The organism is Kutzneria buriramensis, assembly GCF_003387475.1.
Lineage (GTDB): Bacteria > Actinomycetota > Actinomycetes > Mycobacteriales > Pseudonocardiaceae > Kutzneria > Kutzneria buriramensis.
The window spans coordinates 122,219-146,469 of sequence record NZ_QUNO01000007.1 but is presented as its reverse complement, the minus strand read 5'-3'; the positions used below and the strand labels follow the sequence as shown (position 1 = coordinate 146,469).

At 72.4% G+C, this 24,251-nt stretch carries 5 protein-coding genes; all 5 read right to left on the bottom strand.

What is annotated here, in order from left to right; genetic code table 11:
- Window positions 1–202: 202 nt before the first annotated feature.
- A complete protein-coding gene (locus BCF44_RS21460) occupies window positions 203–5,368 on the bottom strand; it encodes an alpha/beta fold hydrolase (RefSeq protein ID WP_211353140.1) in 5,166 nt (1,721 codons plus the stop codon).
- Window positions 5,368–17,532 carry a non-ribosomal peptide synthetase gene (locus BCF44_RS21455; RefSeq protein ID WP_116176148.1) on the bottom strand — a complete coding sequence of 4,055 codons (12,165 nt, stop codon included), beginning with the start codon at window positions 17,530–17,532 and terminating at the stop codon, window positions 5,368–5,370. Before BCF44_RS21455 ends, BCF44_RS21460 begins: the two co-directional genes overlap by 1 nt.
- On the bottom strand, window positions 17,529–22,544 hold the full coding sequence (locus tag BCF44_RS21450) for a non-ribosomal peptide synthetase (protein WP_116176147.1): 5,016 nt from the start codon (window positions 22,542–22,544) through the stop codon (window positions 17,529–17,531). Before BCF44_RS21450 ends, BCF44_RS21455 begins: the two co-directional genes overlap by 4 nt.
- A 130-nt stretch (window positions 22,545–22,674) precedes the next feature.
- On the bottom strand, window positions 22,675–22,896 hold the full coding sequence (locus BCF44_RS21445) for an MbtH family protein (protein ID WP_116176146.1): 222 nt from the start codon (window positions 22,894–22,896) through the stop codon (window positions 22,675–22,677).
- Between the two features lie 82 nt (window positions 22,897–22,978).
- Window positions 22,979–24,226 (bottom strand): alpha-hydroxy-acid oxidizing protein, encoded by a 1,248-nt coding sequence (locus BCF44_RS21440; RefSeq protein WP_116176145.1) that lies wholly within the window; start codon window positions 24,224–24,226, stop codon window positions 22,979–22,981.
- Window positions 24,227–24,251 lie beyond the last annotated feature (25 nt).

Below are 24,251 nucleotides of genomic sequence, written 5' to 3'. Positions count from 1 at the left end.
CTCGAACCGTGGAGCCGAGCCTAGGCGCGGGCGATTTCATCGCCATTTTGCTCAGACGCCGCCCCAGGAATTCGGGCGCCGGATGCTCCCGAAGCCGAACCTGCCCGATGAAATCGAGACGATAACGCGCCCGGTGAACCGACGGAAAAGGCCCGGCGCCGGCGGATCGCCGACACCGGGCCGATGTGCCCCGCGCCCGGGCTCACTCCCGCATGAGGTACGGGGTCAGCGCCGCGCAGACCTCGGTGACCGGGCCCGGATCCATCAGCTCGTGATGCCGGCAGTCCACCTCGGTCACCTGGATCGAACCGTTCACCCGCGACTTCCAGCTCTCCGGTGTCATCCAGGACTGGCTGTCCCGCAGGCAGCGGATCAGCTGCACGTCGCCGTCGAAGCTCGCCGGCTCCTCGTCGAGCAGCAGGGCCTGCACGTTGCTGATCATCACGTCCAGGATCCGCGAGCGCTCCTCGACGGTCAGGAAGCGCAGCTCGCTGGTGCCGCGGCCGAGGTAGCTCAGGCACTGCTCGCGCAGCGCGGCCGGGTCGGTGGCCAGTCGCACGTCGTCGATGCCGTCGTAGAACTTGGCGTAGCCGGCCACCATCGCCGACATCATGGGCTCGACGTGCGGCGGCACCCGGTACTCGGGGTCGTCCGACGGGTACGAGTCCATGATCCCGACCAGGCCCACGCGGTGGCCGGCCTTGTGCAGCTGCACGGCGACCGGCTGCACGAGGTTGCCCCCGAACGACCAGCCGAGCAGGTGGTACGGGCCTTCCGGCCGAACGGAGCGGATGACGTCGGCGAGCTCGGCGGCGATCTCGGCGAGGTCGGTCGACAGCGGCTCGTCGCCGGTGAGGCCCTTGGACTGGATCGCGTACACCGGCACCCGCGGGTCGAGGGCGCTCAGCAGGTTGACGTACCGCCAGCTCATCCCGGTGTTCTGCGGCAGGCAGAACACCGGCGGCAGGTCGCCCTGCGCGCGCAGCGGAATCACCCGCGCGAAGCTGTCCAGTTCACGGCCCGCGGCGGTCAGCAGCGCGTCGACGCCGGCCGGGGTCGGCGCATCCGACAGCTCCCGTACGGTCAGGTCGACGCCCAGCGCCGACCGCACCCGTGCGGCCAACTGGGCGCACAGCTCGGGATTGCCGCCCAGCTCGAAGAAGTCGTCCTCCGGCGTGGTCGCGGGCACGCCGAGCGTCTCGGCGAACAGCCGGCACAGCACGTATTCCCGCAGGCTCCTCGGCGCCTGACGCCGCACCAGCGTCTCGGACGACGGGGCCGGCAGCCGCTTCACGTCCAGCTTTCCGTTGGGGGTCAACGGAAGGTCGGCCACCGTCACGACGACCGCGGGCACCATGTGCTCGGGGAGCCGGCCGGCGACGTGGGTGCGCAGCTCGTCCGTCGGGACGGCCTCGCCGGCCGGCACGACGTAGGCGACAAGCCGGTCCTCGCGCACCACCGCTGCCGCCGCGGCGACCCGGAAGTGCCCGCGCAGCACCGTTTCGACCTCGCCGAGGTCCACCCGGAGACCGCGGATCCTGGCCTGGTTGTCGGCGCGACCGACGAGGTCCAGCCGCCAACCCTCGTCGTCACGCCGCCAACGGGCGAGGTCGCCGGTGCGGTAGAGCCGTGTTCCGGCCGGGCCGAACGGGTTGGCCACGAAGCGTTGGGCCGTCAGCGCGGGCCACCCGAGGTAGCCGCGGGCCAGGCCGGGGCCGGCGACGTACAGCTCGCCGGTCACTCCCGGCGGCACCGGCCGCAGCGCGGCGTCCAGCACGTACGCCCGTGCGCCGTCGACCGGCCGGCCGCTGTCCTCGTCGATCAGCTTCTCCAGGCGCGGCTCGGCGTCGGAGAGCAGCTCGGCAACGCCGAGTCCGGCATGGGGGACGACGATCCCGCGCGTCCGGCCGCCGGTGCGGATCACGTACGCGGGATGGGCCGGCCGCAGCGGCGCGATGCGATCCGCGTCGGTCGGCGCAGTGGCGGGCAATCCCGTCAGGTCCAGGCCGTCCAATTCGACGACCTTGGCACCACCAGCCGGCAACCCGACCGCCCGGATGGTCAGCACGACCGTCGGCGCGAGGTCGGCGAGCCGCGCGGCGTCCTGGTCGATCGGCGCGTACGCGGCCCCGGCCTTGCTGACCGCCAGCGCCGCCACCACGAAGTCAACGGACCGCGGCAGGGCCAGCGCGACCACCTGCTCCGGCCCGACACCGAGTCCGATCAGGTGATGCGCCAGCCGATTCGCGCGCACGTCCAACTCGGCGTAGCTGACACCATCGACCGCCGGGCTGTCCGGGTTCCGCGCGACCTCGGCGGCGAACAGCTCGGGCAGGGTGAGGGCCTCGGCAGCTTCGCCAACGGCCACCAGTTCGCGACGCTCGTTGGCGGACAACAGATCCAGCCCGCCCAGCTGGACGTCAGGGTTCTCGGCGACCTGCGCCAGCAGCCGCGCCAGCCGGTCCACGATGGCCTCCGCCGTCTCGGGGTCGAACAGGTCGGTCGCGTACTCCAGCCGGCCGTGGATCCCGTTCGGCGCCCCGTCCACGAACCGCTCGGCCACGCTGAACGACAGGTCGGTCCGGGCGGTGCCGGTGCCGAAGTCCTCGGCGACCACGCGCAGACCGGGCATGTCCAGCGTCGGACCCTCGTTGTTCTGGAAGTCCAGGTAGACCTGGAACGGCGAGGGCCGGGTGGCCGACCGCGCGGGGCCGGTGTTAGCCACGACGCGCTGGAACGGCACGTCCTGGTGCGCGAACGCCGCCAGGTCGGCCTGTCGAACCCGGTCGATCAGGTCCCGGAAGCCGGGCTCGCCGGAGGTGTCCGTGCGCAGCACCAGGGTGTTCACGAAGAACCCGACCACGTCCTCCAGCATCTGGTCGTTGCGCCCGGCGACGACCGTGCCGAGCCGGAGATCGGTGCCCGCGCCCAGCCGCGTGAGCAGGGCGGCGACGGCCGCGTGCACCACCATGAACATGCTGGACTGGCTGGCCCGCGCGAGGTCCGCCAGCCCGCGGTGCACGGCGGCGTCCACCTCGAAGCCCACCACGCCGCCGCGGTGGCTCGGGGTGGCCGGGCGCGGCCGGTCGGTCGGCAGGTCGAGCATGCTGGGCATGTCGGCCAGGGTCTTGCGCCAGAACTCCAGCTGGGTGCTGACCAGGCTGGCCGGATCCGACTCCGAGCCCAGCAGTTCCCGTTGCCACAGCGTGTAATCCGCGTACTGCACCGGCAGTTCCGGCCAGTCCGGCCGCCGTCCGGCGCGCCGCGCGGTGTACGCGGCGACGAGGTCGCGGCCCAGCGGCCCGGCCGACCAGCCGTCGCTGGCGATGTGGTGGGTCGACATCAGCAGCGTGTGCTCGCGCGGGCCGGTGGCGAACAGCCAGGCCCGGATGGGCAACTCGATGGCCAGGTCGAACGGGGTGGTCGCGGCCCGCAGCATGGCGTCGGCCAGGTCGTCGGGCGCCACCTCGACGACCTCGAACACCGGACGCGCCTGGGCGGGCGGCAGCACTCGCTGGTACGGCATGCCGTCCACCTCGGCGAACACGGTGCGCAGGCTCTCGTGCCGGGCCACCACGTCGCCGAACGCGGCCGCCAGCGCCGCCCGGTCGAGCTCGCCGCTCAGCCGCGTCGACATCGGCAGGTTGTACGTGGCGCTGGCGCCCTCGAACTGCTGCGTGAACCACAACCGCTGCTGGGCCGGGGACAACGGGATCCGGGCCGGCCGCGGTCCCCTCCGCAGCGCCGGCCGGGCCAGACCGGCCCCGTCCAGCCGCGCCACCAGGCCGGCGACGGTCGGCGTCTCGAACACCGCCCGGACCGGCAGCTCGACGCCGAACACGGCACGCAGCCGGGACAGCAGCTTGACGGCGCTCAGCGAATGTCCGCCGATGGCGAAGAAGTCCTCGTCCGGCTCGACCCGGTCCCGGTGCAGCACGTCGGCGACCAGGCCGCAGAGGATCTCCTCGCGCGGGTCCCGAATCCGCCGCGCGGGCGCGTTGTCGGCGACGGTCTCGGGGGCGGCCCCCGCAATCACGTCGCCGAACAGCGCGACCCGGTCGGCCTCGGACAGGGTGACCGGCTGCCCCAGCGGGTTGTCGGCCGCATGGATCAGGTGGTGCAGCGCGCCCGCGAAGGCGTCCGCGACCCACTGCGCCGTCTTCGCGTCGAACAGGTCCCGCCGGTACTCCAGCACGACCTGGAGGCGCTCGCCGGTCAGCCGGACCACCAGCCGGAACGGGTAGTGCGCGGCGTCGTCGCCGGTGATCTCGGTCAGCCGCACGCCCGGCGCGATCTCCCGCGCCGACAGGTCGACCGGGTAGTTCTCGAACACCACGAACGTGTCGAACAGGGTCGACAACCCCGTCAGCCGGGTGACGTCGGTCAGCCGGAGGTGCTGGTGCGCCATCAGCCTGGACTGCTCGTCGGCGAGCCGGGACAGGTTCTCCGCGGCGCTCGCCTCGGGCCGCAGCCGGACCCGCACCGGCACCGTGTTGATGAACATCCCGACCATCCTGCGCACGCCGTCGATCTCCGGCGGCCGGCCGGACACCAGCGTGCCGAACACGACGTCCTCACGGCCGGTGATGGCCGTGAGCACGCTCGCCCAGGCCGCCTGCACCAGGACGTTCGCGGTCAGGCCGGTGGCCTGGACGAGCCGCTTCAGGTCAGCGCCCAAAGCCGGGTCCGGCCGGAGGTCGATCGTCGCCGGCAGCTCGGAGCCCAGCTCGACGTCCCCCGCCACCAGCGTCGGCCGGTCGACGCCGGCCAGCGCCACCTGCCACACCCGCAGCGACGCCGCACTGTCCTGTTTGGACATCCACGTGACGAAGTCGCGGTAGGGGGCGACCCTCGGCAGCCCGGCCGCGTCGCCGCCGCTGGCGTAGAGCGCGAACAGGTCCTCGATCAACACCGCCATCGACCAGCCGTCGATGAGGATGTGGTGGTTGGTCATCACCAGCCGGTACTCGTCGGCGGCCAGCGTGACCAGGGTGAACCGCAGCAGCGGCGGCCGGCCCAGGTCGAACCGGGCCACCCAGTCGGCGGCGACCAGCTCGGCGAGTTCCTTGTCCCGCTGCTCGGTGTCGAGCGTGGACAGGTCCACCTCGGACCAGGCCAGCGGGACCTCGCGGTAGACCACCTGGATCGGCTCGCCGGTCTTGCGCAGCCGGAAACCCGACCGCAGCACGGGATACCGCCGCACCAGGCTCGCCGCGGCCGTCCGGAGCACCGCGGCGTCCAGCCGGCCGGCCAGCGCGAGCACGCCCTGCGCCTGGTAGACGTCGACGCCGTCGTCGTCATAGCTGGCGTGGAAGAACATGCCCTCCTGCAACGGCGTGAGCGGCAGCACGTCCTCGAGCTTGCTCACTACAGATCCCCCAATTCGGCTTCCAGCTCGGCCTCGAGCTCGTCGATCTCGGCCTGCGCGAGGTCGATCGACAGGTCCGACGGCGTGAGGCCGCCGGCCGCCGGGTCGACCGCGTGCCGGGCCAGCGCCCGCAGCGCGTCGAACCACGCCTGCGCCAGCTCGGCGACGTCCGGCTCGGCCAGCAGCGCGTCCGGCCAGGCCCAGGTCACCGACAGCGCGGGACCGTCCGGCCCGTCCACCGCCGCCGCGTTGATCTCCAGGACGTGCGGCACGGCCTGCCGGGCGTCCAGCGCCAGCGGCTTGGCGATGTCGTCGACCTGGTCCCAGTCGCTCTCGGCGCCGGAGCCGGCGCCGACCCCGAACCGGCCGATGTAGTTGAAGCCCAACTGCGGGGTGGGCAGCCCGGCGAGCACCGGCGCGGTCTCCGGGTTCAGGTACCGCAGCAGCGCGAAGCCCACACCCTGGTCGGGTATCGCGCGCAGCTGCTCCTTGACGGCCTTGAGCGCACGGCCGATCGCGGGCCCACCCGCGCGGGCCTCCTCCCAGTCCGCCGGACCGGGATCCAGCCGCACCGGGTACTGGCTGGTGAACCAGCCCACCGTCCGGGACAGGTCGGCGCCGGGCACCAGGTCCGACCGGCCGTGGCCCTCCAGGTCGAGCAGGACCGCGCTGTCCGGCCGGTCCCGCCACTGGTTGACCGCCAGCGCCAGCCCGGTGAGCAGCACGTCGTTGACGCCGGCGTTGAAGGCGGCCGGCACCGTGGTCAGCAGCGGCTCGGTGTGCTCGGCCGGCAGCGTGGTGGACAGGTAGCGCATGGCGCCGGCGACGTCCACGGCCGGGTCGAGGGGCCGCTTGCCCAGCGGCGGCTCGTTCCCGGCCAGCACCCGCTGCCAGGCGTCGAACTCGTCCACCCGCTCCGGCCGGCGGGACTCCTCGGCCAGCCCGCGGGCCCAGGCCCGCGCCGACGTCTGCACGGGGTCCAGCACCGGCGTGGTGCCGGCCGCCGCCTGCCGCCAGGCCGAAGCCAGGTCCGGCAACAGGATCCGCCAGGAGACGACGTCGACCGACAGGTGGTGTGCGACCAGCAGCAGCCGCCCCGGCCGGTCCGTGCCGAAGTCGAACCAGACCGCTTGCAGCGGAAGGCCTTCTCGCGGGGCCAGCCGGTCACGGGCGGTGTCGGCCGCGGCGGAGGTCGCCGCGGCGATCTCCGTGTCGGTCGCCCCTTCCAGGTCGACCCGGCTCAGCACGTCGGCCAGTGCCGGCTCGCCGGCCGGCTGGATGGTGAACGTCCACTGGCCGTCCGCCGCCACGTTCAGCCGCTGACGCAGCGAGTCGTGGTGGTCGATCACCGCGCGCAGCGCCGTTTCCAGGTGGTCCCGGCGGATGCCGCGCGGCAGGCGCACCGCCACGGACTGGTTGAAGCCGTCGTAGTTGTCGGTGAGCTCCCGCAGCCAGGCCATGATCGGCATCGGGCCGAACTCTCCGTCGACGTCCTCGTCCGGCGCGGCCTGCGGCGCCTCGGCCCAGGTGGCGACCGAGGCCAGCGCGGCGACGGTGCGCTGCTCGAAGACGTCCCGCACGGTCAGAGCGAGGCCGGCGCGGCGGGCTGCGGCGACGAGCTCGATGGAGATGATGCTGTCGCCGCCGAGGGTGAAGAAGTCCTGGTCGGGATTGACGTGCGACAGGCCGAGCACCTGGGCGTACAGGCCGCAGAGGATCTCCTCGCGGGCGTCGCGCGGGGCGACGACGGCCTCCACCTCGTTGACCGGCGCGGGCATCCCGGCCCGGTTCACCTTGCCGTTGGGGGTCAGCGGCATCGCGTCCAGCACCACGAACGCCGACGGCACCATGTAGTCCGGGAGCTTGGCCGCAACGTGCTGGCGCAGGTCGTCGGCCGGGGCCGCCTCGCCGCGCGGCACGATGTAGGCCACGATCCGACGGTCGCCCGGCCGGTCCTCCCGCACGATCACCACGACCTCGGTCACCGCGGTGTGCCGCCGCAGCACGGCCTCGATCTCGCCGAGCTCGATGCGGTAGCCGCGCACCTTCACCTGGTCGTCGGCCCGCCCGGCGAACACCAGCTCGCCCAGCTGGTTCCAACGCACCAGGTCTCCGGTCCGGTACATCCGCCCGCCGGCCGGGCCGAACGGGCTGGCGACGAACCGGTCCGCGGTCAGCCCCGGGCGGCCCAGGTAGCCACGGGCCAGGCCCGCGCCCGCCACGTACAGCTCGCCGAGCACGCCCGGCGGCACCGGGCGCAGCTGCTCGTCCAGCACGTACGCCATCGTCCCCACGATCGGCGCGCCGATCGGCACCACGGTGTCGCCCGGCGACAGCGGCTCGCTGATGGTCGCGCAGACCGTCGCCTCGGTCGGGCCGTACGCGTTGACCATGCGGCGGTCGCCGCCCCACCGGTCGACGAGCTCCGGCGTGCAGGCGTCGCCACCCATGATCAGCGTCAACCGGTCCGGCAAAGCCCCCGCCGGCACCACGTTGAGGGCCACCGGCGGCAGCATCACGTGCGTGACGCCGTACTTGGCCGCCACGTCGGGCAGGTTGGCGATGCCTCCCTCCGTCAGGCCTCCCTCCGGCAGCACCAGGCACCCGCCGCACAGCAGGGTCCCGTAGATCTCGCCGGCCGCCACGTCGAAGCTGAGCGAGGCGAACTGGAGCATCCGGGAGCTGCGGTCGATGCCGCACCGCTCGGCCTGCCCGACCACGAAGTTGTTGATGCCGCGGTGCGTGACCACCACGCCCTTGGGCCGGCCGGTCGACCCCGAGGTGTAGATGACCCACGCCGGCGAGTCCACCGTCAGCGGCGACAATCGCTCGTCGTCCTGGACGGGCGCGTCGGAGAGCTCGGCCACCGCCGCGGCCACGGCCGGGTCGTCGAGCACCACCCGCGGCGAGCCCTCGCCGATCTCCGCCAGCCGCTCGGCCATGTCCCGCGTCGTCACCACGCACACCGGCGCGGAGTCCGTCAGCATGAACTCGAGCCGGTCGATCGGGTAGCCCGGGTCCAGCGGCACGTACGCGCCGCCGGCCTTGTGCACGGCCAGCAGCGCCGCGATCAGGTCCACCGACCGCGGCAGCGACACCGCCACCAGCCGCTCCGGCCCGACCCCGCACTCCACCAGGTACCGCGCCAGCCGGTTCGCCCGGGCGTCGAGCTCCCGGTACGACACGGTCTCGTCCCTGAACACCACCGCGGGCCGGTTCGCGCCGCGCTCGACCCGCTCGGCGAACAGGGCCGGAATCGTGGTCACCGGCACTGCCCGGTCCGTCGTCGCGTTGTAGTCCACCAGCACCCTCTGACGTTCCTGGTCGGGCAGCACCTCCAGCGCGCTCAACCGGCGCTCGGGGCCCGCGACGACATCCGACAACAGCCGCGTCAACTTCGCGGCGATCACTTCCACCGAGCCGCGGTCGAACACGTCGACCGCGAACTCCACGACACCGTCGATCCCGGCCGGCCGACCCTTCTCGGTGAAGGTCTCGGCCATGCCGAAGTGCAGGTCCAGCTTGGCCCCGCCGGCGCCGAAGTCGGCGGCGTCGACCCGCATGCCGTCCAGCTCCCATCGTCCGTCCGTGCTGCTGGAGTAGGACATGGTCACCTGGAACAGCGGGTGGTGGGCCAGCACGTGGTCCGGCTGGAGCGCACCGACCAGCCGGTCGAACGGCACCTCCTGGTGGGCGTAGGCGGCCACGCTGGCCTCCCGCACCCGGGTCAGCAACTCGGCGAAGGCCGGATCGCCCGAGGTGTCGTTGCGCAGCACCAGGTTGTTGGCGAAGAAGCCGACCAGGTCGTCCAGCGCGGGGTCGCCGCGGCCGGCGGTCGAGGTGCCGATCAGGATGTCGGTGCCCGCGCCCAGCTTCGTCAGCAGGGTCGCGATCGCGGCCTGCACGACCATGAACATCGTGACCTCATGGCCACGCGCCAGGTCCAGCATGGCGGCGTGGGTCGCGGCGTCGAGCGTGAAGCGCACGTCACCGCCGCGGTGGGTCGGCTTCGCCGGGTGCGGCCGGTCCACCGGCAGCTTGAGCAGCAGCGGAGCGTCGGCCAGCGTGCGCCGCCAGAACTCCAGCTGCCGGCCGATCGTGCTGTCCGGGTCGTCGTCCGCACCGAGAATTTCTCGCTGCCACAGGGTGTAGTCGATGTACTGCACGGGCAGTTCGGTCCACTGTGGAGCCTCGCCGGCTCGCCGAGCCGCGTAGGCGGCGGCGAGGTCGCGGCGCAGCGGTCCCAGCGACAGACCGTCCGCGGCGATGTGGTGGATCAGCAGCAGCATCACGTATTCGTTCTCGCCGAGCGCGAACAGTGTTGCCTTGAGGGGGATTTCGACGGCCAGATCGAAGCCGTGGTCCATCGCCTCGTGCACGGCGGCCGACAGTCCGGCGGCGTCGACGTCGACGACCGACAGCTCCGGACGTGCCCCGTCGAGAACGTGTTGGTACGCAACGCTGTCGTGTTCGGGGAACACCGTGCGCAGGGCTTCGTGCCGGCGCACGACGTCGGTCAGCGCCGCTTCGAGCGCCGGCCGGTCGAGGTTCCCGTTCAGTCGCAACGCGATCGGCATGTTGTACGTCGCGCTCGGTCCCTCCAGCTTGTAGAGGAACCACAGGCGACGCTGGCCGAACGACAGCGGCGCGTACTGAGGCCGTTCCACCGGCACCAGCGCGGAGCGGCCGGCGTCGGCGCCGTCCAGCGCGGCCGCCAGCCGGGCCACCGTGCCGGCCTCGAACACCGTCCACACCGGCATCTCGCGCTCGAACACCGCCCGGATCCGGCTGGCCAGCTTGATCGCCAGCAGGGAGTGCCCGCCGAGGTCGAAGAAGCCGTCGTCGATGCCGACCGAGTCCAGGCCCAGCACCTCGGCGAACAGCCCGCACAGGATCTCCTCGCGGGCGTCCCGCGGGCCGCGGAAGGCGGCCGAGGCGGCCACCGCGGGCTTGGGCAGCGCCTTGCGGTCGATCTTCCCGTTGTTCGTCAGCGGCAGCTCGTCCAGCACGGTCACGACGGCCGGCACCATGTAGTCCGGCAGCCAACGCCGCAGGTAGGTCCGCAGCGACCGACCCAGCGCGTCGGCCTCGTACGGCCTGGTCGGGTCGTTCCCGTACGCGGCGAGCGGTCGTCCTTGCGCCGCAACGGGATACACAATGCCGACGGCACCGACGCCCGCGTCACGGGTGAAGACGGCGTCCACGCTGCCATCGTCGGCGTCGAACGACCAGGCCACGCCGGTACGGAAGCCGTTCCTGTCGCCCAGGTCGTAGAGCGCCTCCGGCTCCACCGCATCCGTCGCCGGAGCCGGCTTCTCCTCGATTGCCGCCACCGCCGCCAACTCGGGCACCAGGCGGGCGTTCGGCACGCCGGTCACCCGAACCGCCGTCGCGTCGGCCAGCACGGCCTCCAGCCCCGCGAGATCGGTGACATCCTTGCCCCACCGCAGTTCCCGGGGCTCGACAACAGGCTCGGCGGTTCGCCGCAGCACGACGTCGTACCGGTAGCGGCTCAGCTCGTTCTGGGCCACGCCGCGCTTGACGCCTATCTCCACCGCGGGCACGTCGTCGAGCACCGAACCCAGGGCCGGGAAGAACTCCGGGTCGATCAGAAGTTCCTTCTCCCGCCGGACGGCCTGCGACACGGACCGACGCCACTGCGCCGGCTCGTCGTCGGGGTGCCGGGCCACCTCGATGGCCGACCGGAAGCACCGCAGCAGACGGTGGTTTCGCACGTCGCCGACGAACACCGCACCGCCCGGGACGACCAGCTCCAGCGCCTGCCGCAGCACGGACACGAGGTAGTCGACGTTCGGGAAGTACTGCACCACCGAGTTGATGACGACGGTGTCGAAGAACCCCGCCGGCAGACCGTCGAAGCAGTCGGCGGCCTGCGTGCGCAGCACGACCCGATCGGCCAGGTCCTGCTGTGCGGCAACGACCTTCTGCAACGCCGTCACGGCGATGTCGGAGAAGTCCGTTGCCCAGTAGGCCTCGCTGTCCGGCGCCAGCTGGGCCATGAGCAGACCCGAACCGACGCCGATCTCCAGCACGCGCCGGGGCCGCAGCTCCCGGATCCGCGCCACCGTCGTGTCCCGCCACACCCGCATCTCGGGCAGCGGAATGGGGGCGTCGTCGTAGCTGCTCCGCCAGATCGAGAAGCTCTCGCTGAACTCGCCGGACTTGGCGTCGTCCTCGTACGCGGAGTCGTACACCTGCTGCCAGTCGTCGACCTGCTGCCGCTCGACGCCGTCGTCGACGGACTGCGGCTGGCCGTGCGGGGCGACGTAGGCGATGAGCTGCTCGTTGTCGCCGGCGATGACGGCGGACTGCGCGACGTCGGGGTGCCGGGACAGCACGCTCTCGATCTCGCCGAGTTCGACCCGGAACCCGCGCAGCTTGATCTGGTGGTCGACGCGGCCGAGGAACTCCAGCTCGCCGTTGCGGTTCCAGCGCGCCACGTCGCCGGTGCGGTACATCCGCGTCCCCGGCTCGCCGTGCGGGTTCGCGACGAACCGCTCGGCGCTGCGGCGCGGCTGGCCGTGATAGCCCCGAGCCAGGCCGGCGCCGGCGATGTACAGCTCGCCGGCGACGCCGATCGGCGTCGGGCGCAGTTCGCCGTCGAGGATGTGGATCTGGGTGTTGGCGATCGGCCGGCCGATCGGCGGCACGCGGTCGTCTCCGGGCACCGAGGCGGTCGTGGACCAGATCGTGGTTTCCGTCGGGCCGAACTGGTTGACCACGACCGTCGACCGCTCGCGCATACGAGTGGCCAGGCCGGCGGGCAGGGCCTCGCCGCCGACCAGCATCCGCACGCCGCGGAAGACGTCGGCGTCCGTGCTCAGCAGCACCTGCCACAACGTCGGCGTGGCCTGCATGATCGTGCAGCCGCTGGTGACGGCGAGCTCGGCCAGCGCCGACGGATCGTGGACGGTCTTCTCCGGCGCGAGGACCACCCTGGCCCCGTGGACCAACGGCATGTAGAGCTCGAGGCCCGCGATGTCGAAGGAGATCGTGGTGACGGCCAGCCAGCGGTCCGCCGGCGTCAGCGCACACTGCTCCCGCATGCCGGTGAGGAAGTTCGTCAGGTTCTCGTGCGTGATCACGACGCCCTTGGGCACGCCGGTCGATCCGGACGTGTAGATCACGTACGCCGGGTGGTGGACGCTCAACGCATGGACGCGGTCGCCGTCGCCGATGTCCGTGGCCGCCTGTCCCGCGACCCGGGCGATGGTGTCCGGGTCGTCCAGTACCAGCCGGGCCCCTGGAAGTGCCGGCAGCACAACGGAAGTGGCCGTAGTGGTGACCGTCAGGACGGAGCCGGCGTCGCCGAGGATGTGGCCCAGACGCTCGGCCGGGTAGTCGGGGTCCAGCGGCAGGTACGTGCCGCCGGTCTTCAGCACTGCCAGCAGGGTGATCAGCAGCTCGGGCGCCCGCGGCAGCAGGACGGCCACGATCGACTCCGGACCGACACCGTGCCCGATCAGCACCCGGGCCAGCCGGTTCGCCCGGGAGTTCAGTTCCTCGTACGACAGCTCGACATCGTCGCAGGCGAGCGCGATAGCGGCGGGGTCGCGGCGGACCTGGGCCTCGAACATCGCCGGCATGGTCGCGGCCGGGATCTCGGCGTCCGTGTCGTTCCACGCCAGCAGCTCGTCGCGCTCGGCCGGCAGCAGCACGTCGTGCGCGCCGATCGGCCGGTCGGGGTCGGCCAGCAGCGCGGTCAGCCACCGGGTCCAGCGAATCCCGAGCCATTCCACCGTCGCCCGGTCGAACACGTCGGTGCTGTACTCGATCACGCCGGTGATGCCGGCCGGCACACCCTCGTCCCGCTGCTCGTTGAGCAGGAAGAACAGGTCGAACTTGGCGGTGTGGGTGTTGACGTCGGTGGTGGTGACGTCCAGGCCGGGCAGCTCGAAATGCGTGTCCGAGTACGGGAAGAGCCCGAGCATGACCTGGAACAGCGGGTGGTGGGCTGCGGACCGGGTAGGGTTGAGGATCTCCACCAGCCGCTCGAACGGCAGGTCCTGGCGGTCGTAGGCGGCGAGGTCGCTGCCGCGCACCCGGTCGAGCAGCTCCCGGAAGGTCGGCTCGCCGGAGGTGTCCGTGCGCAGCACCAGGCTGTTCACGAAGAACCCGATCAGGTCGTTCAGCGCGTCGTCGGTGCGGCCGGCGACGGGGGTGCCCAGCGGGACGTCCGTGCCGGCGCCGAGCCTCGTCAGCAGGGACGCCAAGGCGGCCTGGAGGACCATGAAGACGGTGACGTTGCTCGACCGCGCCAAGGTCATGGCGGCGCGGTGGACCTCCGTCGGCAGTTCGACGGCCACGTGGTCGCCGCGGTAGGACGCCACGCTCGGCCGCGGCCGGTCGTACGGCAGGTCCAGCTGCTCCGGGATGCCCCGCAGCTCCTTGCGCCAGAAGTCCACCTGGGCGCTGGCGGTGCTCGACTCGTCGGACTCGTCGCCGAGCAGTTCCCGCTGCCACAACGTGTAATCCGCGTACTGCACGGGCAGCGGCCCCCACGCCGGCGCCTTTCCGGCGCACCGCGCCTCGTACGCCGACGACAGGTCGCGCACCAGGGGCCGGAGCGAGGAGCCGTCGGCGGCGATGTGGTGCAGCACCAACACCAACGCGGCATCCTCCGGCCCCGCGACGAGCAGCTCGGCCCGCAGCGGGATCTCGGTCGCCAGCTCGAACGGATAGCGGGCCGCGCGCTCGACCGCTTCGGTGAGGTCGGCCGCGTCGACCTCGGAAGTCACCAGCTCGATCGCCGCCTCGTCCAGCACGTGCTGGCGGGCGATGCCGTCGACCTCGGGGTAGATCGTCCGCAGGGTTTCGTGCCGTGCAACGACATCCCGCAACGCGTCCGCCAGCGCGGCGCGATCCAGCACGCCACGCAGCCGCAGACCGAAGCAGATGTTGTACGTGGCGCTCGGCCCCTCAAGCCGGTGCAGGAACCACAACCGCCGCTGCGCGAAGGAAAGCGGCACCACGTCGGTGCGCGGGACGGGCCGCAGCGCGGGCTGCGCCGGCGCTGCGGCAGCGTCGATCCGCGCGGCCAGGCCGGCCACCGTCGGGGTCTCGAACACCTCCCGCACCGTGAGTTCCACGCCCAGCACCGACCGCACGCGGCTGATCAGGCGGGTCACCAGCAGCGAATGCCCGCCCAGGTCGAAGAAGCCGTCATCGACGCCCACCGAGTCCAGCCCCAGCACCTCGGCGAACAGTCCACACAGGATCTCCTCCCGCGCGCTGCGGTCCGTGCGGCCGGCCGATCCGGTGCCGAGCGTCGGCGCCGGTAGCGCCGCACGGTCCAGCTTTCCGTTGCGGTTCAACGGCAGCGCCGGCAAGAACACCATCGCCGTGGGGACCATGTACTCGGGCAGGCTCTGCCCGATGAACCGGCGGAGCTCGGCCACCTCCGGGATCCGGTCGCCGGCGGCCACCAGATAGGCCACCAGCATCCGGTCGCCGGGCCGGTCCTCCCGGGCGATCACGGTCGCCTGCGCGATGTCGGGGTGCGCGACCAGCGCCACCTCGATCTCCCCCGGCTCGATGCGGAATCCCCGCATCTTGACCTGCTGGTCGGCGCGGCCCAGGTACTCGATCTGGCCGGCGCTGTTCCAGCGCACCACGTCGCCGGTCCGGTACATCCGCTCGCCGGGGCGGCCGTAGGGGGCGGCGACGAAGCGCTCCGAGGTCAGGGCCTGCCGGTTGACGTAGCCGCGGGCCACACCCATGCCGGCGAGGTACAGCTCGCCGGGCACACCGGGCGCCGCCAGCCGCAGCCTGTCGTCCAGCACGTACGCGCGCACGTTGTCCATCGCGCGGCCGATCGGCACGGCACTTTCGTCCTGCACCGACGGATCCAGCTCGAACCGGGTGGCGAAGGTGGTGGTCTCGGTCGGGCCGTAGACGTTCAGGACTCGCGTGTTCGGGCAGTGCTCCAGCACCCGCAGCATCGCCGACGAGGAGACGACCTCTCCGCCGCACCAGACCTCGGTGAGCGACGCGAAGCACTCCGGCGATTCCTCGGCCAGCAGCGTGAACAGCGGGGTGGTCAGGAACACCGCTGTGACCTGGTGCTCCACGAACACGGCCGCCATCGCGCGGACGTCGATGTCCGCCTCCGGCGCCACGATCACCTGGTAGCCGGCCAGGAGCGGCGCCCAGATCTCGTACGTGGCGGCGTCGAAGGCGTGCGAGGAGTGGAAAAGCACCCGGTGATGGGCCTCGCTGGACAGGTCGCGGTCCGACGCCAGCGCGATCACGTCGTCATGGGTGATGGCGACGCCCTTGGGGTTACCGGTCGACCCCGAGGTGTGCATGATGTACGCGAGGTGCGCGCCGCTGAGCCGCAGGCCCAGGTCCGTGTCGGGCCGGTCGTCGAGCCGTTCCTCGTCCACCACCAGCACGGTGGCGTCGAGGTCGTACCCGCGACCGTTGAGCCCGCTGTCGGTGACCAGCACGGGCGCGCCGGTCTCCCGCAGCATCCAGTTGATCCGGGCCTGCGGGTAGCTGGCGTGCATCGGCACGTACGCGCCGCCGGCCTTGATCACCGCGATCATGGCGGCCAGCAGGTCGACGGACCGGTCCATCAGCAGCGCCACCTGCACCTCGGGCCCGACGCCGAGCTCGACCAGCCGGTGAGCGAGGCGGTTCGCGCGGGCGTTGAGCTCGGCGTAGGACACCGTGATGTCCCGGTGCGCCAACGCGGGCGCGTCCGGGGTGCTGCGAACCTGCTGCTCGAACAGGGACGCCAGGTCGCCGGCGGGCACCGGGTTCGCGGGGCCGTTCCAGTCGACGAGGATCCGCTCGCGTTCGGCCGCGTCCAGCAGCTCCAGTTCGCCGATGACCCGGTCCGGCTCGGCGACGGCCGAGGCCAGCACGCGGGTCAGCCGGTCGGCCAGGCCCTGCGCGGTGGTCCGGTCGAACAGGTCCTCGGCGTACTCCAGCGTGCCCTCGATGCCGGCCGCTTCCCCGTCGTCCGCAACGGTTTCCTCGACGGAGAAGGACAGGTCGAACTTGGCGATGCCGGACACCGGGGTCGGCAGCACCTCGGCGCGCAGCCCGTGCAGGTCGACCCGGTCGGCGCCGGCGTTCTGGAGGACCAGCATCACCTGGAACAGCGGGTGGCTGGCCAGCGTGCGGGTCGGGTTCAGCACCTCGACGACCCGCTCGAAGGGCACGTCCTGGTTGGCGTACGCGTCCAGGTCGACGGTGCGGATCCGGGCCAGCAGCTCGCGGAAGGTGGGGTCGGCGGACGTGTCGGTGCGCAGCACCAGCGTGTTCACGAAGAACCCGATCAGGTCCTCGGTCGCCTCGTCAGAGCGGCCGGCGACCGCGGTGCCGATCGGGATGTCCGTGCCGGCCCCGAGCCGGGTCAGCAGGACCGCCAGCGCGGCCTGCACGACCATGAACACCGTGGTGCCGGTGTCCTTGGCCAGCCGGACCACCGCGCGGTGCGCCGCCCCGTCCAGTCGGAGCTGGACCTTGTCGCCGCGATAGGACGCGACGCCGGGACGCGGCCGGTCCGCCGGAAGTTCCAGCAGCTCCGGCGCGCCGTTCAGCGCCTCGCGCCAGTGCGCCAGCTGCTGGCTGACGAGGCTGTCGGGGTCGGCCTCGGCACCCAGCACTTCGCGCTGCCACAGCGCGTAGTCCGTGTACTGCACCGGCAGCTCGATCCACTGTGGACTTTCCTGCCGGCAACGGGCCGCGTACGCGGTGGACAGGTCCCGCAGCAGCGGCTGGGTGGACCAGCCGTCGGCGATGATGTGGTGCGTCACGATCAGCAGCACGTGCTCGTCCGCGCCGAGCACCATCAACTGGGCCCGCAGCGGAACCCCGGCGTCGAGGTGGAAAGGCGGCGCGACGGCCTCGGCGATTGCCGCGTCCAGGCCGTCCGGCGCGACGTCGAGCACCGGCAGCGCCACCGGCGCGTCCGCGACGGCCAGCACTCTCTGGTACGGCTCACCGTCGCGATCGGGGAACATCGTGCGTAAGGACTCGTGCCGCGCGACCAGGTCGCCAAGCGCGGCCAGCAGCGCGGCCCGGTCCAGCGGGCCGGACATCCGCACCGCCAGCGGCACGTTGTAGGTGGAGCTCGGCCCCTCCAGCCGGCTCAGGAACCACAGCCGCTGCTGGGCGAAGGACAGCGGGATCATGAGACCTCCTCGGGCCTTGGCATCCGGCGCAGTGCCGGTCGAGCTGCCCCGGCGCCGGCCAGCTGGCCTACGAGGGCGGCGACGGTTGCCGATTCGAACAGGGACCGCAGCGCCAGTTCGACGCCGAAGGTGGCGCGGATCCGGCTGATCAGCCGGACCGCGAGCAGCGAGTGGCCGCCCAGTGCGAAGAAGTTGTCGTCGATGGAGACCTGCGGCACGCCCAGCGTCTGCGCGAACAGCTCGCAGAGGATCTCCTCGCGGGCGGTCCGGGGCGTCCGGCCGGCCGGGTCCGCCGCGTAGACGGGCGCGGGCAGGGCCTTCTTGTCCAGCTTGCGGTTCGGCGTGAGCGGCAGGGTGTCCAGCGCCACGAACGCCGACGGCACCATGTACTCGGGCAGGGTCTCGGCGCACCGGGAACGCAGCTTCTCGGCGTCCGGCACGGTCGAATCCAGCGCACCCCGGGCGACCGGCACGAAGTAGGCCACCAGGCGCTTGTCCCCCGGCTGGTCCTCGCGCACGATCACCGCGACCCGGTCGATCCCCGGCTGCTGGCCGACGACCGCCTCGATCTCGCCCAGCTCCACGCGGAAGCCGCGGACCTTGACCTGGTCGTCCACCCGGGCCACGAACTCGTACTCGCCGTCGCGGCGGCGCCGGCCGATGTCGCCGGAGCGGTACATCCGCGATCCCGGCGGCCCGAACGGGTTGGCCACGAACCGCGAGGCCGTCAGCCCCGGCCGGCCGTGGTAGCCGCGGGTCACCAGGTCGCCCGCGATGTAGATCTCGCCGGCCACGCCGAACGGCACCGGCCGCAGGGCGTCGTCCAGCACGTACATCTGGGTGTTCCAGCTCGGCTTGCCCAGGGTGATCACGCCGGCCGGGATCCGCTGCCCCGGCTCGATACGCCGTTCCATGCAGCCGACGGTCGTCTCGGTCGGACCGTATTCGTTGTACACGGTCACGCCCGGATGCTTGGCCCGCCATTCGTCGAGGACCTCGCCGAGCAGCGCCTCGCCGCCGAGCACGAGCTGCTTGGTCGGCGAGAACTGGGCGGGCAGGTTGGTCAGCAGCGGCAGGTGGCTGGGCGTGGCCTTCACGAAGGTGGGTCGCGCGGGTTCCGTCCTGGCCGCGGCGTCGAGCTCGATCAGGTGCACCGCGCCGCCCGCGGTCAGCGGCGCGTACAGCCCCGTGACGGTCAGGTCGAACGAGACCGAGGAGTGCACGAGCGCGCGCCCGGACACGCCCGGGTACACGTGCCGGGACCAGGCCAGGTAGTGGTTGAGCCCGTGGTGCTCCACCACGACGCCCTTCGGCCGGCCGGTCGACCCCGACGTGTAGATCACGAACGCCGGGTTGTGCGGGCGCAGCGGGTGCGTCCGCTCCTCGTCGGTCACGTCGTGGGCCGGCAACTTGTCGAGGCCGGCGCGAGTGTTCGGGTCGTCCAGCACGAAGTGGTTGCCGCTGGCCGGCAGCAGCGACCGGGACTCGGTGTCGGTCAGCACCAGCACCGGGTCGGCATCCTCGATCATGTACGCGATGCGCTCGGCCGGGTAGGTCAGGTCGATGCCGAGGTAGGCCGCGCCCGCCTTGAGCACCGCGAGCATGGTCACCACGAGCTCGACCGACTTCGGCAGGGCCACGCACACGAACCGCTCCGGGCCGACGCCGCACCGCACCAGCGCGCGGGCCAGCCGGTTCGCCCGGGCGTCGAGCTCGGCGTAGGTGAGCCGGTCCTGCCCGAACACCACCGCGGGCGCGGTCGGCGCCCGCCGCACGTGCTCGGCGAACAGGTCGGGCACCATCGCGTCGGCCACCGGGACGACGGTGTCGTTGCCCAGCACCAGAAGGTGCTGGCGTTCCTCGGCGGAGAGCAGTTCGAGGCGGCCGATCGGCAGGTCCGGCTCGGCCGCCGCGCCGTCCAGCAGCCGGACCAGGCCGGTGGCCAGCGACTCGGCGGTGGGCCGGTCGAACAGATCGGTCGCGTAGTCGAGGTAGCCCTCGATGCCGGTCGGCTCGCCCCCGTCGGCGCGGGTCTCCCAGACGAAGAAGGACAGGTCGAACTTGGCCGAGCCGGCGCTGACGAAGTAGGTCTCGCTGGCCAGCCCCGGCGCGGTGAGCTGCGCGTCCACGCCGTTCTCGTAGGTCAGCACCACCTGGAACAGCGGGTTGTGGGCCAGCGACCGGGTCGGGTTCAGCGCCTCCACCAGCCGCTCGAACGGCACGTCCTGGTGGTCGTAGGCGTCCAGGTCGACCTCGCGCACCCGGGACAGCAGCTCCCGGAAGCTGGGGTCGCCGGACGTGTCGGTGCGCAGCACGAGCGTGTTCACGAACAGGCCGACCAGGTGTTCCAGCGCCTCCTCGTCGCGGCCGGCCGTGACCGCCCCCACCGGGACGTCGGTGCCCGCGCCCATCCTGGTCAGCAGCACCGCCAGCGCGGCGTGCAGCACCATGAACACGGTCGTGCCGGTGCCCCGGACCAACTCGACCAGCCGGCGGTGGGTGGCCGGGTCGACTCGGAAGCGAACACGGTCGCCGCGATAGCTCGCCGCCACCGGCCGCGGCCGGTCGATCGGCAGCTCCAGCAACTCCGGTGCCCCCGCCAGCCGCTCGCGCCAGTGCTCCACCTGCGCATCGAGCCGGTCCCCGTCACGCGTCTGTTGCTGCCACAGCGCGAAGTCCGCGTACTGGACGGGAAGCGGTGCCCAATCCGGCGCGTGGCTGTCGCATCGTGCCTGGTAGGCCGCCGACAGGTCCCGCGCCAGCGGCACGGTCGAGCCGCCGTCGGCGACGATGTGGTGCGTCACGATCAGCAGCACGTGCTCGTCGTCGGCCAACCGGAACAGCGTGGGCCGCAACGGGATGTCCGTGGCCAGGGCGAAGGCGTGCCGAGCGGCGGTCGCCACCGCGTCGTCCAGCTCGTCCTCGGTGACGTCCACAATGGACATATCTGGCCGGGTTCGGTCCGCCGCCAGCACCAGCTGGTACGGCTCGCCGTCCCGCTCGGGGAACACGGTGCGCAGCGACTCGTGCCGGGCGATCACGTCGCCGATGGCGTCGGCGAGCGCGTCACCGTTCAGCCCACCGGTGATCCGCGCCGCCCACACGACGTTGTACGTCGAGCTGACGCCGTCGACCTGCTGGAGGAACCACAACCGCCGCTGCGCCGGCGCGAGCGGGATCAGCTCGGGGCGCTGGGCCGGGGCCAGCGGCGGCCGGCTGGTCGCCGTGGGGTCGACGCGGTCGGCCAGCGCGGCGACGGTCGGCGCGTCGAACACCGTACGGGGCGTCAGGTTCCCGCCCAAGGACGCGCGGATCCGGCTGGCCAGCTGCACCGCGAGCAGCGAATGTCCGCCCAGCGCGAAGAAGTCGTCATCGATGCCGACCGCCGGCACGCCGAGCACGTCCGCGAACAGCTCGCACAGCAGGGTTTCCCGCACCGTACGCGGTGCACGGCCACCGGTGAGGTGCGCATGGGGCGCCGGCAGAGCGGCGCGGTCGACCTTGCCGTGCCGGGTCAGCGGCAGCGCGTCGAGCACCACAAATGCCGCCGGCACCATGAACTCCGGCAGTCGATCACGCAGCGGCGGCACCGCGACCGGGTCCTCGCGGCCCGGTTCGGTGGGCACCACGTAGCACACGACGCGCTGATCACCGGGGCGGTCCTCGCGGACCACCACCACGGCCTCGGCCACGGTGTCCTGGGCCAGCACGGCGGCGGCGATCTCGCCGAGCTCGACCCGGTGACCGCGGATCTGCACCTGGTCGTCGACCCGGCCGGCGAATTCCAGCACGCCGCCCTCGGTCCACCGCGCCACATCGCCCGTCCGGTACATCCGGCTGCCCGGCTCCCCGAACGGGTCCGCGACGAATCGCGCCGACGTGAGACCCGGCCGCCGGAGGTAGCCCCGGGCCAGGCCGCTGCCGGCCAGGTACAGCTCGCCGGCCACCCCCGGCGCGACGGGCCGCAGCCGCTCGTCCAGCACGTACGCCCGCGAATTCGGCAGCAGGCGGCCGAGCGGCACCACCCCGGACGGATCCGGCGCGCCCGGCTCCAGCCGGTACTCGGCGCAGTGGATGGTCACCTCGGTCGGCCCGTACCCATTGGTGACGGTGGCCGTCGGGTGCGCCTGCCGCCAGCGCGACAACGCGTCACCGAGCAGCGCCTCGCCGCCCAGCAGCAGTTCGTCACTGGGCCCGGAGCCGGCCGGCAGGGAGCTCAGCAGCGGCAGGTGGCTCGGGGTGGCCTTGACGAACGTGCAGTCCACGGCCTCGGTGGCGCCGGCCAGATCCGCCGCGACCCGGACGCAGCCGCCCGCGGTCAGCGGGCCGAACAGCGCCGTCACCGACAGCGAGTAGGCCACCGACGTGTGCCACAGCGCGGTGCCGCCCAGGCCGGGGTGGCGCTCACGGGCGGTGCGCAGATGGTCGTCCAGCGCCCCGCGCTCGATGACCACGCCCTTCGGCCGGCCGGTCGACCCCGAGGTGTAGATGACGTGCGCGGGATGGCGTGGCGACACCGGAACGGCCAGATCCGTCGCCCCATAGCCGACCATTTCCTGCTGGTCCACCAGGATCAGCCGCCCGGTGACGCCGAGCCGTTGCGCCACAACGGACTCGGTCACCACGGCGACCGGGGCCGCGTCCTCCAGCATGAACGCCGTGCGACCCGGCGGATAACCCGGGTCGATCGGCAGATACGCGGCGCCGGTCTTGAGAACCGCCAGCAGCGCCACGATGGTCTGCGCGGAATGCGGCAGCAGCACGGCAACCAGCTGCTCCGGGCCGACTCCCAGCGACACCAGGTGGTGCGCCAGGCGGTTCGCCTGCCCGTTCAGCTCGCCGTACGTCAGCTGTTCCGGCCCGCTCACCGCGGGGTCGTCCGGCCGCCGAGCGGCGTGCCGCTCGAACAACTCGATCAGTGGCTCGGCCCGGCCGTCCCGGTCCGTGTCGTTCCACGCGGCCACCATCAGCCGCAGTTCCGCAGGTGACGGCCGTGTCCCCTGAGCTTCCATGCCGCTGAACTCCTACTCCGTCCCCGTGCCAGGGTCGGCTCGGCGGGCCGTGCCGGACCGCCGAGCATCTCCGGGACACGGTATGGACGTGGACTTTCGGAGCGTTATCCGCCGCGTATCGGCCGCGGAGTCAGTCCCGCGCCGCGGCCTCCATGAACGCGACCAGGCTGGCCGGACGCATGTCGGTCCAGGTCCGCTCGATGTAGTCCAGGCAGGCCTGGCGGGTGTCGCCGCCGTGGGCCACCGTCCAGCCGGCGGGAACGTCCACAAAGGACGGCCACAGCGAGCGTTGCCCCTCGTCGTTGACCAGCACCAGGTAGGTACCGTCTTCGACCTCGAACGGATTGGTCATCACCCGACTCCTCGGCTTCTCGAACTCGAACTCTGCGCCGAGGCTAGGGAACGGCCCCTATCGCCCAGTTATCACGCGCTTCTCAGCAGCCCGCGCAGTGCGGCCACTGCACGTCGGTGACGTCCAGCGTGCGCGGCGAGTACTTGCCCATCGCGCTGATGAGCAGCCGCATCTCCAGTTCCAGGCACTGGACCAGTCGGACCAGTCCCTCCGCCGGATCCTCCTCGACGGCCAGCACCGCGGCCCGGCCGAGCCCGATCGCGGTGGCCCCCAACGCGATCGACTTGACCGCCCGGGTCCCCTCCCACATCCGGCCGCTCACGAGCAGACAGGCGGACTGGCGGCCGATCCGCCGCAGGCAGTCCCCCAGCGACAGCCCCACGTGGTCGAGAAACCGGTACGGGGCCCATGCGGTGCCGGCCTCGCCGCCGTCCACGGTCACCGCGTCGGCCCCACCGTGCCACGCCGTCAGCGCGGCCTCCAGCACGTCCCGGCCGGGCGGCAGTTTGATCCACGCCCGCGCCAGCGGGAAGCGGTCCCGCATCAGGCGGATCAGCTCCCGCAGCATCTCCCCCGTGACCGTGCCGGGATTGCCGGCCCACACCGCCTGCTCCGGACGGTGTGCCGGCGCGACCAGGTGGCGGTACGCGGACTCGCCGACCGTGCCGTCGGCGACGACCGCCATGCTGCCGAGTCCCGGCGCCGCCCCTTGCCCGACTCGGAATTCCAGCGCCAGCCGGCCGCTGTCCAGCAGCGGTCGCACCGCGGGATCCCGGTAGACCAGCTGCCACATCTCCGTGTCGGCGTCCTGCGCGGCCTGCTGCACCACCACCCCGCCGTAGCCGGCCGGGAGTTCCGCCACGTACGAGCGGATCCGCGCGAGCACCGGCAGCTCGGCGCCGGGCGCCAGCCGGTCGTGGCAGTTCGGCAGCACCGTCTGGCCGATCACCATCGGCAGGCCGAGGCGGCCCGCCTGTCGGCACAGCGCCAACCCGAGTTCGTCGGCCGCGTCCACCGGCGGGGCGAGCGCCGACACGTAGACGGGCATCGCCGCGCGGAAACCGCCGATCGTGGTGTCCAGCGACACGTCGCCGTGCATCGGCTCGCGGCCGACCTCGATCAGCTTCTCCAGGCGTTGCGGCACGAATATCGACGGGACCAGCCGGGCGGCGTCGATGTCGTCGACATAGCCCGAGGATCCGTCGACTCCGGCCGCGCCGAACAGCACATTGCCATAGGTGTCACAGGGAGGAAAGACGGCCTGGACGCCGTCCCGGGCCCTCGACCGGATCTCCCCGACGGGAAGGCCCGGGGCGCGCGAAGGGGTCACGTCGGACTCGCGCCGTCACCCAGCG

Bases quoted from the DNA above. Each gene is read 5' to 3' on its own strand.
- BCF44_RS21450 (WP_116176147.1), bottom strand. From the start codon at position 22,544: ATGGAAGCTCAGGGGACACGGCCGTCACCTGCGGAACTGCGGCTGATG.
- BCF44_RS21455 (WP_116176148.1), bottom strand. From the start codon at position 17,532: ATGATCCCGCTGTCCTTCGCCCAGCAGCGGCTGTGGTTCCTGAGCCGG.
- BCF44_RS21445 (WP_116176146.1), bottom strand. From the start codon at position 22,896: ATGACCAATCCGTTCGAGGTCGAAGACGGTACCTACCTGGTGCTGGTC.